This window comes from Botrimarina mediterranea (assembly GCF_007753265.1).
GTDB lineage: Bacteria > Planctomycetota > Planctomycetia > Pirellulales > Lacipirellulaceae > Botrimarina > Botrimarina mediterranea.
The window spans coordinates 2,429,609-2,443,114 of record NZ_CP036349.1 but is presented as its reverse complement, the minus strand read 5'-3'; the positions used below and the strand labels follow the sequence as shown (position 1 = coordinate 2,443,114).

Below are 13,506 nucleotides of genomic sequence, written 5' to 3'. Positions count from 1 at the left end.
CGCAGGCAGCACCGCCGAATATCACGACCTGTGCTGCGCCCGAGCGACGCACCCAGTAGGCTCAACCCGCTCATAAAGATCGGATACAATCCGTCAAAATGAGGCGAACCTGCACAGGCATGTCTTGGTCAGTGGGTCATGAGGAAGGCCGCTGCTAGCAGAGAACGGATTGAGCACGATGAATGTTGTATGGGTGCCCCCAGTAAACACCGACGACCTTGACCAATTATCAGCCCTGCTCAGGGGCAAGCCGCCAATCGTCTCCACGCTACCCGACTTCGGCAACGGCGAATGGGAAGAGTTCTTCCACGAGCACGTTCGGCACGGGACTGAGTTTTTCGCGCACCTTGACGCGAACTTCTTGTCACAATTCTTGCGAGTCTTCACCCCTGGCCCGTTATCGCAACCGGCCAAGGAGGCTGCCGCGCTGATGTGCCTGGCGATCACCTTCGACATGAAGGTGAACCCAACCTTCGCGAGTCACGAGTACGCTTATACTGGCTCAGACGACCCCGATATCCGATTGGCAGCCTTCTACCATCTCGACAACCTGCACCCGCAGCAGCTCGCAGACATGGCTCTGGGTCGTGGTCGAAAGCCGCTTCCGGCCCCCGCCACGCTTCCACGCACGAAGCACGACAAGACCCACCAACAGCGGCTGCGAATGTGGGGGCTCACCTATGCAAGTCTGCTCAAGATCGTCGAATTGCACCGCTGTACTCCTGGACTATCAGAGAAGCGCGATCTTGCAACCCGCCACGCAAGAGCTTCCGCGCTCTTGGATTGGATGTACGACGACTTTCTGTTCTGCGCCTCGCCTCTTTTGGTTGCGGATCAGCTTTGGGGGTCACGTCGCACGAAAACAGTCCTCAAGGGGATCGATCAATGCGACAGGAACACCGTGATTCCTATGTGCCAAAACGCCGCCTGGGACTTGGTGTTGGCGGAGAACTGGGCGGAGAGCGAAGGGAAGCGAAATCCCGGCGACCCGTTCCACTTGATCTTCACTTTCGATAAGGTGTTGCGGCAAGTGGCGGGAGAACTACTGGCGAAGCCGGGCGACGCATCACTCAAGCCGGCACAGTGGGTGCGTAACAAGTACGCGCGTTCGTGGCCGTCAGAAATGGCCTCGTCACTCGCGAAACGCTACCTGGCCTACGAAGCCGATCTAGATTCGCCGAAACGCGGCTGGTTCCAAGACGATAGACCAACAAACGAAGAGTTCATCGAGGACTTGGAACGCCGAGTGTGCAGCAGCTTGTAGTTTGCTGTGTAGGGGCACTCTGGTTGGCGGCGAGGTTTTACTAGCGGGCTTCTCCCGCCGGCGGGACCATACTTGCGCAGAAAAAGAGCCGCCTGTCGCCAGGCGGCTCTCGGTGTGTCGGCGAGGTGGGTTACGCCTTGCTCGCCTGGTAGTCGGCTTCCTCCCTCTCGCGGATCTGATCGTACGCCAGGGCGTAGAGTCTGGCCGCCTGGAGCAGCTGGGTACCACTAAGGCTGTTCGTCACGTGGTAGTCCCCCTTGTCGTCTTTGTAGCTCCGCTCCACTGCGGAAGTCGTGTAGAAGGGGCGTCCCTGCTCGGTGGAGTTCTTCCAGATGGCGATCTGCAAGAGGCCGTCCTTGATGCGGGCGATGGGTTCGTTCGAGGAAGTAGTTTGGTTCGTCATGGTCATTCTCCTTTCATTGTTAGTTGACCTACGCAGCCGACCGTCCACCGCGGAAGCGGGCGTGTCCAACGTCTGCCCGGAGGGACCACAAAAGAATTTCTAGCGCGAGCGTCCCGAGAAATTGTTTTTGGCGTTTGACTCGACCGGTGCGGGGGACAGGATAGCGCTAGTCAATCTGACATGAAAGCAAGAAATGCCTACGAGCCAACTACCTCGAACGCACCCGGCCGCGTGAAAGGCGGGGCGATCGCTCTTCGGGATAGAACGAGGCCAAAGGGACAACCTTCTCGACATGCGCGGAGCCAGCAGACGCCAGAACTACCACCGAACAAAGAAGTGTTTACAGTTCATTAAGGCTGGCTGGCAGCCGGGGCGATAGGAAGCGAGGGAGAAGCCGCACCGGCGAGGAATGTAAGCCCCTTCGACCAGAGAAACGCCTGGCGTGCAGGCGGCTGCGGATGGGCACGTCGCCGGAGGAGGGCTGCCATTGAAGCATTTCCAATGGTTCGGGATCGTGATAGATTTCAGTTCTTCGAGGGCATTCTCGGAAGTGCCGTGGATACACGTCTGTGTGTTCTCGGCGCCGACGGCATATAGCCGCTTCAGCAAAGGATTGATAAGAAGGGCCCTTCGTCTGCGAAGAAATTTCCGGCAAGAATATGCCGCTCATGTAAACATCATTCGCACGGGGCATTTAGGTGTCATCCGACCACTATCGCCGCAAAGCAGAGCAGTCTCGTTCTCGTATTGCGCAACTCAACAAAGACAAGTGTCGGCTCGCAACCAAACGGGCGTCGTTGACGACCAAAATGAACAGCGCGAACGAACGCGCGGCTAAGGCGTCGACCCCGTCGACGCTGAAATCGAGAATGCGGGAAGCAGAGCGTGCGGCAAAGGACCTCGCCAAAGTGGAGAGCGACATCGGAAAGATCGAAAGCAAGAGCGCCCAAGAGTCGAAGAAGCTCAGCGACGCAGAGAAGGCACTCGCGAAAGAGCAAGCAAGGGAGGCGTCAACCCGCGAGCGTGCTATGCAACGCTCCGCAGACAGTACGAAACGAAAAATCAACCAGATCGACTCCACTCTAAGCTGCGCCTTGGAAGACATTGAAGCATTGAAGCGACTGCCAGAAGTTATTGCGGTTCTGTTCCTTGCCGCCAATCCATTGGACGAAGATGAACTGCGACTCGATGAAGAGGCGCGTTCTATTCATGAGATGATCCGCAAGTCGCAGCACCGAGACTCGGTCCGGCTGGAATCACGATGGGCGGTTCGTCCGCTCGACGCCCTGCAGGCAATCAACGAGGTAGAGCCGACCATTGTTCATTTTAGCGGCCATGGCTCGGATCAAGATGAGATTGTCTTTCAAGATGAGCAAGGAAACGCAAAGATCGTTTCGTTGGCCGCAATCGTCCAAATGATGAAAGCATCCTCGGGGAAGATCCGGCTGGTGTTCTTCAATACATGCTATTCACGCGGGCAAGCGGAGGCCGTCGTCGACCACTTAGAAGCAGCAATTGGGATGAACGACTCGATTGGCGATGACGCCGCGAGGGTGTTTGCTTCACAGTTCTATTCTGCTGTCGGGTTTGGCAAATCTGTTCATACTGCCTTTGAGCAAGGCAAGGCCGCCTTGATGTTGGAAGACATACCAGAGGACAGCATCCCCGAGTTGTTTGTAGCCGATGGCATAGACGCCACGCAGTTGATCATCGTTCAGCCAGCTAGGGTACAAGAGTAATCCTGAATGCGCGTCTCTAACGCCACCGACTACCGCGGCGGTGCCTGAGGGGGCTTTTTCAGAACTGACTGCAAGCTGGGTAACGCTGCTATAGTGTCTTGGTATGAGTCCTACTCAGGACTGAAGAAACGACCGAGCCCGCGAGGGGCCCGGCCGCTCCGCCGGTCAGTGCTCGCTCGGCAGGTACAGCGTCCAGTGCTGGCCATCGAAGCCGGCCCACACGTCAACGCTCGCTAGCGGAAAGTCCGTGAACGGGATGCGCTGTGTGATGAAGGGCGGCTCCCCCGAGTCGGCTACCGCCGCCAAGAGGGCGGACCTCTCGTCCAGGTCGACCGAGAGTTTCCAGAAGTGCAGAGACTGTACCCGCTCGTCCTCTCGAACTGCGACGTTGAATGGGTGGCTCCCAATCCAACTGGCGATCGAGTCGATCAGCCAATAGGCTCCGGCCCGCTCGGCGAGGTGCTTGACGCCGGGAGTGTAGATCACCCGCCGGTTGATCGGGTGCCGGTAGCGCTCCAGGTCGCCGGTGAACTGGCCGAGTTCGTACTGCAGGGTCGTTGCTGAGGGTTTGTGTTGAGACATCGTAGGTTCCTCCTTTCTGAGGGGTTGTTTGAACGATGCCTGCGAAACAAGCGAGCGGCCCGAGCGGCGGCGTCCAGGGTTTGCCAACGGCACGCCGAAGATGCCCCCGTGCGTCTGCAGGCGTCCCTTGACGCCCGTTCGCGACGCTCGCTTATCGTCCGGCGTCTGTTCACACACACCGGTAGAGGAGAAGAGCCGAGGGGCTCAGGCTTCCCGCAAGCACACCCGCAAGAACGAACGGCAAGAGAAACCGCTTGACTTGCGTGCCGAATCCATGGCAACCAAGAGGGAGAAACAACTGAGTAGCAAGGAGCGTAGTCGTGCCACCAATTATCGACAATCAAACGATCACGCCCACCTTCGGGTAGGCCGGCGTGCAGCGGGGCGATAGGAAACAGAACGGGCACAAGCCTCGTCGAGACATCTACCAAGAGGTGACCAACCGCATTTTGGAGCTGCTGGAAACTGGGGTGGCGCCTTGGAGGCAACCGATTAAGCGATCCGCGAACGGCGACGGGATGCCCAAGAGCCTCTCCACCGGCAAGAACTACCGGGGCATCAACGTTTTCTTGTTAGCAATGACGAGCTGGGCTCACGGCTACGAGTCGGACTATTGGGCGACGTTCAACCAAGTCACCAAGCAGCAAGGCAAGGTGAAGAAGGGTGAGAAGTCGACCCTCGTCGTGTTCTGGAAGCAGGCAGCCACCAAGGACAAAGAGAGTGGCGAGGAGATCACCATCCCGGTCCTGCGACACTACAACGTCTTCAACGCCGAGCAGTGCGAGGGTGTCGAGGCACCGGACCAAAACGCTGATGGAGGCGACGCAGAGCCCTTCAAACCGATCGAAGAAGCCGACCGCATCGTCACGAGTTACCCGGGCGGACCGCTCGTGATGCACACCGGCTCGGCTGCCATGTACCTCCCGAAGACCGACACCGTGCGAATCGCTGCACCGGAGCGGTTTGAAACCCGGGAATCCTACTACGCCACCCTGTTTCACGAACTGTCGCACTCAACCGGGCACAAGTCGCGACTTAACCGAGGCTTCGACGAGGCGCCGGCTCCGTTTGGGTCGCCCGACTATTCGAAAGAAGAGCTAGTGGCCGAGATGGGCTCGGCGTTCCTGTGCGCATCCGCCGGCATCAGCCCACCGACAATCGAGCAGTCAGCCGCTTACATCGACGGTTGGCAGAAGAAGCTCAAGGATGACAAGAAGCTGGTCGTCCAGGCCGCCGGGCAGGGTCAGCGGGCGGCGGATCATATCTTGGGCGCAACCTTTGATGAGCCCGCTCTGAAGTAATCGTGAGGCTGGGGGACACCAGGCTGACACCGATGCCCGCCTGATTCTCAAGCGTGGCAGGATTTGGTAAGGTTGAGAACCTGCATTTTGCCGTAAACCACCCAGGCAATCCGGCCATGACCAAACTCGACGAGTATCTCCGCATAAGCGAAGCGGCTGAGTATGTCGGCGTTGCTCCGAACACTCTCCGCAATTGGGGAAGATGTGGAAAGCTTATGGAAAGGCGTCATCCCATTAACGGCTACCGCCTATACGCCAAAAAAGATCTCGATCGGCTTCTCCACGAGGTAGACCATCCGACACAGCGTCAACCTCGGACCAGAAGGCCTCGCTAGTTCAGATGACCTAAGGGATCAACACAGAAGAGGGCTGATCGTGACACGACTGGAAGATATCACCAAGAACTCGGCGGTCCGAGGCATACTCCCGAATGTGACGGTGAAAATCATCGATGCACAACCGTTTGGGAGCGGGGCACTCAAGATAGTCTACGAGACGCCGGAGGGAGCCACGGATCAAGAGATTCTCTATCGAGATCGCGAGCCAACACTTGAACTAGTAGAGACTGGTCGTCCTTGGAGTTTTACCGGCGATGGCGAATTGCTACGGCTAACCTCGGAGGCTTTGCGAATACAACTGGCGTACCTCTTTGACCCGGTTCTTGCTGTGCACACGTCAATGGTCGAGCCATTGCCTCACCAGATTACCGCCGTCTATGAGGAAATGCTGACTAGGCAGCCTCTTCGGTTCCTACTTGCTGACGATCCGGGTGCTGGCAAGACCATTATGGCCGGGCTCCTGATCAAGGAGCTAATTGTTAGAGGCGACCTGAAGCGGTGCATGATCGTAGCGCCTGGAAACCTCGTTGAGCAGTGGCAGGATGAGTTGAGCGAGAAGTTTCAGTTGCCGTTCGACATTATGACGAACGACAAGTTCGAATCTGCCTACAGTGGAAACTGGTTTACAGAGAATGACCTCGTCGTATGCCGCTTGGATAAACTCAGTAGGAGTGAGGCCGTCCAAGACAAGCTGCAGGTGACCGACTGGGACCTCATCGTCGTAGATGAGGCGCACAAGATGTCGGCGTCGCTATTCGGAAACGAGGTAAAGGAAACGCAGCGCCACAAGCTAGGGCGTCGACTCTCAACGTTGACTCGGCATTTCCTTCTTATGTCAGCAACTCCGCACAACGGCAAGGAAGAGGACTTTCAGCTGTTTATGAGATTGCTCGACGCCGATCGTTTTGAAGGTGCGTTCCGACCAGGCGTGCACACGTGCGACGCAACAGACATGATGCGGCGAATGGTCAAAGAGGATCTTCTACGCTTCGATGAGACTCGCCTGTTTCCTGAACGCCGTGCTTATACCGTCAACTACGAGCTAAGTCGCGAAGAAGCTCACCTCTACTCGGCAGTCAGCGATTACGTGCGACAAGAGTTTGATCGGGCGAAGGCATTGCAAAACGAAGGTCGCCAAGGCACCGTTGGGTTTGCACTCACCATCTTGCAGAGGAGACTGGCGTCGTCTCCAGAGGCAATCTACCAATCACTACGACGGCGTCGCGAGAGGTTGGAGGGTCGCAGAAGCGAGATCCAACTCATGAAGCGGGGCGCTTCGGAGCGACTGAACTTTAACGACGCACTGCCTAGCCTGAGCGAACCCGACGACATTGAGGACTTCGAGGATCGACCAGGCGACGAGTTTGAGGCAGCCGAGGAGAGCATACTTGACCAAGCAACTGCCGCACAGACGATCGCAGAACTTGAGCTTGAAATCGAGAGCCTTCGCCAGCTTGAGACACTCGCACAACAGGTGCGAAGCAGTGGCAAGGACAGGAAATGGGAAGAATTGTCCTCGCTTCTTCAAGACAATGAACACATGTTCGACGAGCACGGCAACCGTCGGAAGCTTGTGATTTTTACTGAGCACCGTGACACGCTGAATTACCTGCATTCCCGGATCACAACACTTCTCGGCTATCCCGAATCCGTTGTAACAATTAGCGGCGGTATGCTACGAGAGCAGCGGAAGGACGCACAAGATCGCTTTACCCACGACAAAGAAACTCTTGTGCTACTCGCCACGGACGCAGCGGGTGAAGGCATCAATCTCCAACAGGCGCACCTGATGGTCAATTATGACCTTCCTTGGAACCCTAATCGCCTAGAGCAGAGATTTGGCCGTATCCATAGAATTGGTCAGACCAACGTTTGCCACCTGTGGAACCTTGTTGCCGGTGAGACGAGAGAGGGCGATGTTTTTAGGCGACTACTAGAGAAACTGGAAGTCGAACGCGACGCTCTCGGCGGTGCTGTTTTTGATGTTCTAGGCCAGGCAATTGAAGGGCGGCAACTCCGAGAGCTTCTCCAAGAAGCAATCTTCTATGGAAGCCAGCCCGAAGTCCGCGCGCGACTGAAGGAACGGGTTGAGGGGGCATTGGATCACAGCCGATTGCAGGCCCTCATTGAGAGCCAGTCTCTTGAGCGAGAGACGATGGACACCTCCCGAGTCAGGCAGATTAGGGACGAGATGGAGCGAGCCAACGCCCGCCGTCTGCAGCCTCATTTTATCGCCGCGTTCTTCCATGAGGCATTCGCCCACCTAGGAGGCAAGCTACGCGAGCGTGAAAGTAAGCGATACGAGATCTCGCATGTTCCCGCAGAGATCCGTAACCGTGACAGGCAGATCGGGACTCGCAACACACTGCAGAAAAAATACGAACGGATCACCTTTGAAAAAAACCTTGTCAACCTTGAGGGTCAGCGGCAGGCGGCGTTCGTCTGCCCTGGTCACCCGCTGCTGGACTCTACGATCGATCTCATTCTGGAAAAGTACCGGGACCTGCTAAAGCAGGGTGCTGTACTAGTAGACGAGACAGATGCCGGGGAGGCGGCGCGGGCCCTCTTCTATCTAGAGCACTCGATCCACGACGCTCGTCCAAATCCCCGAGGGGGTAGGCATGTTGTGAGTCGCCAATTGCAGTTCGTGTCGATTGACAGTGGAGGCAGCGTGTCGGCGGCTGGCTATGCTCCCTACCTTGATTATCGCGCCGCTACCGAAGAAGAGACAAAGCAGCTGCAACCACTGCTCGACGAGGAGTGGCTGAAGCAAGACCTGGAGGAGCGAGCCGTTGCTCACGCGATCTCTGAATTGGTGCCGCGACATGTCCAGGAAGTGCGAGGACGCAAGGAAGAGCTGATCGAGAAAACTATTTCCGCCGTTACTGAACGATTAACAAAAGAGTACATGCACTGGGACAATCGAGCTCAGCAGCTCAAAGCACAAGAAGAGGCGGGGCGTACTCCAAAGCTCAACTCACGTAAGGCAGAGCAACGAGCTGATGAGTTGCAAGGCAGGCTCCAGAAGCGTCTGGAAGAGCTGGAGCAAGAGAAGCAGCTGTCTCCCAAAGCACCGTTCGCAATCGGGGGTGCGCTCGTAGTGCCCATCGGTCTTCTTCGCCGACTGCAAGGAAATCCCGTCGCGGAGCCGGCGCATGCAAAAGAGACGAAGCGAATTGAAATGCTGGCCATGAAGGCCGTGATGGACGCTGAGCGGCAGCTGGGACACGATCCTCGCGACGTCAGTGAAGCGAAGTGCGGCTACGATGTTGAGTCGACTGACGGTCAGACCAAACTGCTGCGGTTTCTAGAAGTGAAAGGACGCGTGGCGGGCGCAGATACCGTGACGATCACCCGCAATGAGATCGTGACCGGAATAAACACTGCTTCAAGTTACATCCTTGCCGTGGTGCAAGTTGATGGGGACGTTGTCCACCCACCGGTCTACGTCAGAAAGCCTTTCGAGCGAGAGCCCGACTTCGATGTGACTAGCGTCAATTACAACTTACGGGACCTGCTGGCAAAGGGCCAACCACCCACCTAGGCCTGCCTATCGAACCTAATCAGCTGTCTATTCAATGAACCCGCCAGACTACTTTGCGCCAATTTGCGACAAGGCTCGCAGCCGATGGGACCAGCTTGAGCAGGACCCAGAGCTGGCAGGTCCTTGGCATCAGCTCTTCAAGCAGGTGCAAAGCCCACGGCACGTCGTCTCGGAGCTCCTACAGAATGCGGATGACGCAGGGGCAACGAGAGCTTGTGTCCAGCTAGAAGGGCGAGACTTCGTTTTTCGTCACAATGGCGGCGACTTTGTGGCGGAGCATTTCCAGTCTCTCTGTCGTTTCGGGTACTCCAACAAGAGAAACCTTCACACCATCGGCTTCCGCGGCATTGGCTTCAAGAGCACCTTTAGTCTCGGTGACGAAGTGAGGTTACGGACGGGCACCTTGTCGGTTGCGTTTCAACGGAGCCGCTTTACTGAGCCTCGATGGGTGCCCGCATCACCCATTGATGGCACTGAGATTCGAGTTCAGATCAGAGATGAGAATCACCGTGCAGAGATTGAGAAGAACCTCGATGACTGGCTGAGTAGTCCTGCATCTCTGCTATTCTTTCAAACAATTCGCTCGCTAAAGGTAGGCGAGACCAAGGTCGAGTGGGTTCCGGATGGGGCCGGTCCGGTTGCTCGCTCACAGTGGATGAAATTGAAGGACGACCGAGAGACGCGATTCTTACTGCTGCGTTCTCCCGATGCATCAATTCCAGACGAAGCTGTTGAGGAAATCCGCCTAGAACGGATGGTGTCCGCGGAGGATGAAACGCCGCTACCCGACTGCCGTGTGGAAATAGTGCTGGGCATGGAGGGAAGGCTGTACGTAGTGCTGCCGACGGGCGTGAAGACTCATTTGCCGTTCGCATGCAACGGGCCGTTTATTCAAGACCCGGCGCGGATGAAGATCAAAGACCCAATCGGGTCCCCCACGAACCGCTGGCTACTCCAGCTGGCCGGACAGACGGCTAGCGAGGCAATGCTGGAGTGGCTAGGCAACACGGCGCTCAGGCTCGAAGACCGCGGAGGCGCTTACGGCTTGATGCCCAACATTGAAGAACACTCACAGACAATCGAGGGAGCGTCGGCATCGATCGTCCAGAACGCATTCGCGCGCACGCTTGATGACCAGGCGGTACTACTGACTGAAGAGGGAAAGGTAGTACCAGCTGGAGCTTGTGTAGGAGCTCCCCGGGAGATTCTTCGGGTCTGGAGCCCTACTCAGGTGTCGCAGCTCTTTGATGGCGCGGCTCGACCACTTCTATGCACCAAGATTAGCGCTATCGATCGAGCCAAACTCACTGAGTGGGGATTGTCGGAAGAGATCGAGAAGAGCTCAGTCCTCGATAAACTCGAGAGCCGTCATCTGCCACGTCCCGACTCGTGGGGAGGGCTGCTTGCCCTATGGTCCTATGTTTCGTCCGACGTCCGTGCCGAGAGCTACCTCGCTCGCGATCGCACGAAGATCCGCATTCTACCCGTGCAAGGTAAGAATGTGCTCTATGGAGCAAACGAAGTTGTTCGCTTTGGCGAAAAACGACTGCTTCAGCGTGATGAGGACTGGGAGTTTTTGTCCAAGTACCTCTTGGTGGTCAATCAGAATTGGCCACGGTTCCTTGCTGAGCAGCGACGCCAAGCGGATGAGTCCATGGACGATCGCCTGCGGAATGACTGGCTTGCAGCAACCGGCTTGCTGAACAAGCTAGGGCTCGACGGAGCGAGCGACCCGGGAAAAGTCATTGAACAAGTTGCAAGTAGCCTGCCAAAAGACCCCGATTACTCCACCAAGGATGATGTTCGCCTTGCCCAAATCGCCGCCAAGTTGGGTGCGAAGGTTGGTGGGAGTTTCCATTTTGTAACCCGCGATGGAACCTGCCGCGCCGGTGGTCATCCCGTGATTGCTGATGTTCATGGAACGTTCGACGACTTCGTAGATGAGCAGTGGTACGAGGAGCACGTGTTGAGTGAGGAGTACTACAACGGATTCATCTCCTGTTCTCACAGCGACTGGGAAGATTGGATCACCTCCGGCAAGAGTGGCTTGCAAACGTTTATTCCACTGACGGAGACGTCTAAGTGGTTCAGCGGCAGGAAGGAAGCAGCAAAGTTATTAAGCGAACGGGGTGTCGACGGCGGACCGTATTATCCCTACGTAACTAGCCAGTTCGTCCTGAAGGATATCGATTTCGATCCACAGCATTGGATTCATTGGGAAGAGCTATCTGACGAAGATCCTACGATCTGGCAGCGACTTATGGAGCAGGTATTCTTGCAGCCGTCTACGTATTGGACCAAGGCTCTAAATGCCGGTGTCTACCAGATCGCCACCACTGGCACGCAGCAATCGATCTCAGGAACTCTAAGTTCCAACTGGATACGTCGACTGAGAAGCCTCCCATGCTTGCTCGATAATCGCGGCCAGCTACGTCAGCCGGGCGAGCTGCTTCGCCGTACGCCTGAAACCGAGGCTCTGCTCGACGTTGAGCCCTTCGTGCGCGCTGAAGACGACACGGAAAGGAACCGGCCACTACTGATCGCGTTGGGGGTGGGCGATACGCCGACCGGACCGGATCGCCTGCTGGAGCGACTTCGCAATTTTTCGGGGCATGAAGATCCACCGATTTTCGAGATTGAGAAGTGGTGCACCCGGCTGGATCAGCTGCTCAACAAGTGCTCTACCGATGAAGCAGAGGCTATCCGTGCGGCCTTTTCTGAGGAGCGTCTGTTGTTCACGACTAGTGGCGAATGGGTCACCTCTCGGGAAGCCTTCTTGAATACCGCGAACGAGGAAGTCCCCGACGCGGCGATTGTGCATCCAGCTCTGCGGCGTCTGGCGATCTGGTCGAAGATAGGCGTTGCCGATCGACCTACCGCTGAGCTCGCCCTGGGATGGCTGGATCGTCTCGAACCCGATCAGAAACTCACCGCCGACGAGCTGCGTCGCGTTAAGCCGCTACTACCTCGCTTCGCGCAGAGGATTTGGACTGAGTGCGGGCATTGGCTCAACCTGGAAGGCCAATGGGCTCCGGTTGACAAGTTTCGCTACTGCCTGACCATGCAGTCCCTCACTGGCCACAAGCATCTTTTCGGACGGATACGCCAGGCGACGGCCGACTTTCAACTCCTGGACTCCGACACATGCCAGCAGCCGCCATTTAATCTCCTGCCAACCCTTGCAAGTAAGCTCACGGAGGAGTTCGAGGAATCCGTCGATGAACTGGCTGAAGCCGAACCACGCCCCTGGCTGCGGTCGCTTGGTCAGGGAATTGCCCGTATCGAACTGGAGGACGAAGCAAAGCAAGCTTCACTCCGCGAGCTTGGGCTGCGACTGGCCAATACGCATTGGCAGGTGGCCAACGGTCTGGAGTCTGTCCCCTACATCGATGGCGTACCTGCGGGGACGTCGCGGCCAGTCGATGCCGTCTGGCGTGACACTCGGCTGTTCGTGATTGACCGGCCGGTCGCGCAGCTCTTTCGTTCCATCGCTCGCGAACTGGCGAGTGCGTTCGACTCAGCGGACGTTGGAGCCGCTATTCACGCCTGCATCGATCGCTCAGATCGCTTTATCGAAGACTACCTGGACGAAAACTTCACGCTGTCCAGCCAGCTGCCCACGGCAACCACTCAGACCGACTCAGGCAGCACTAGCGAAGCCCAGTGTTCAGCTCAACCGATCGATCGCGAGCACTCTACCGAAAGCCCCAGCAGCACCGCTGAGTGCAATGGCGATGAGCAAGTGGAACGGGGCGATACCTCGGACGATGTCGACCCCGTGATCGAACTCGCGGGCTCAGCCGGGTCTGACGACGCCGATAGCCTTGATGAGTATCTCTCTGTGAGAATCGAAGGAGGAACTGCGGAAGTAGACGCAGTTGAATCACCCTCAGGCTTAAACGGCGAGACCCTCGCGCCCACCGCGGCGGCTCCCGATCCGCCCAAGGCTGCCAAGCCGAAGCTCATTAGCCTGTTCGCTTCGGAGCAGGGGTACGCGAAGGACGGTACCGATCGCTACTACCGTGACGATGGTGGCTCACTACAGAAGTCTCCAGGGGCCGTCTTCGCCTGGGACGAGTATGCGGTTGGAGGCCAGCTGATCCAGAGCTACTGGCCCAAAGAAAGCTGCCTTTTCAAGGACTCACTCGATTTGCCGGCTGAGGTCTGGAACCTTTGCGATCGCTACCCCGAGAAGTACTCACTGCTCCTGCGGAATCTCGACGACTCGGTCCATGTTCTGGCGGGTGTCGAGCTCAAGCGTTTGCACGCGGAGGGGCACGTGACACTGCACCCCGCCAATTACCGCCTCGTTCATTGCGATACGGAGAACTGATC

At 57.1% G+C, this 13,506-nt stretch carries 8 protein-coding genes; 6 read left to right on the top strand and 2 right to left on the bottom strand.

The features are described from left to right. Positions 1–178: 178 nt before the first annotated feature. Complete coding sequence (locus Spa11_RS09755) at positions 179–1,264, top strand: hypothetical protein (RefSeq protein ID WP_145111451.1); 1,086 nt, start codon at positions 179–181, stop codon at positions 1,262–1,264. A gap of 130 nt (positions 1,265–1,394) precedes the next feature. On the opposite strand, the gene Spa11_RS09750 is transcribed toward Spa11_RS09755, so the two are convergent. Next, a complete protein-coding gene (locus Spa11_RS09750) occupies positions 1,395–1,667 on the bottom strand; it encodes a hypothetical protein (protein WP_145111448.1) in 273 nt (90 codons plus the stop codon). A gap of 698 nt (positions 1,668–2,365) precedes the next feature. On the opposite strand from Spa11_RS09750, the gene Spa11_RS23240 reads away from it, so the two are divergent. Further along, positions 2,366–3,406: a CHAT domain-containing protein gene (locus Spa11_RS23240; protein WP_145111445.1), complete on the top strand. Its 1,041-nt coding sequence runs from the start codon at positions 2,366–2,368 to the stop codon at positions 3,404–3,406. 165 nt (positions 3,407–3,571) lie between these two features. Here the strand turns inward: Spa11_RS23240 and Spa11_RS09740 are convergent, their stop codons facing one another. Continuing rightward, a complete protein-coding gene (locus Spa11_RS09740; RefSeq protein WP_145111441.1) occupies positions 3,572–3,988 on the bottom strand; it encodes a DUF6876 family protein in 417 nt (138 codons plus the stop codon). A gap of 374 nt (positions 3,989–4,362) precedes the next feature. Between Spa11_RS09740 and Spa11_RS09735 the strand changes: the two genes are divergently transcribed. The 4 genes from Spa11_RS09735 (at position 4,363) to Spa11_RS09720 (ending at position 13,504) form a co-directional block, all read left to right on the top strand. After that, positions 4,363–5,289 (top strand): ArdC family protein, encoded by a 927-nt coding sequence (locus Spa11_RS09735; protein ID WP_145111438.1) that lies wholly within the window; start codon positions 4,363–4,365, stop codon positions 5,287–5,289. Positions 5,290–5,405: 116 nt separating this feature from the next. Next, positions 5,406–5,624, top strand: coding sequence for a MerR family DNA-binding transcriptional regulator (locus Spa11_RS09730; protein ID WP_145111435.1), 219 nt, complete (start codon positions 5,406–5,408; stop codon positions 5,622–5,624). A gap of 40 nt (positions 5,625–5,664) precedes the next feature. Continuing rightward, the gene (locus tag Spa11_RS09725; protein WP_145111432.1) at positions 5,665–9,171 is read left to right on the top strand and encodes a helicase-related protein; all 3,507 of its coding nucleotides are present in this window, start codon (positions 5,665–5,667) and stop codon (positions 9,169–9,171) included. Positions 9,172–9,205: 34 nt separating this feature from the next. Continuing rightward, positions 9,206–13,504 (top strand): sacsin N-terminal ATP-binding-like domain-containing protein, encoded by a 4,299-nt coding sequence (locus tag Spa11_RS09720; protein ID WP_145111429.1) that lies wholly within the window; start codon positions 9,206–9,208, stop codon positions 13,502–13,504. Positions 13,505–13,506: the final 2 nt, after the last annotated feature.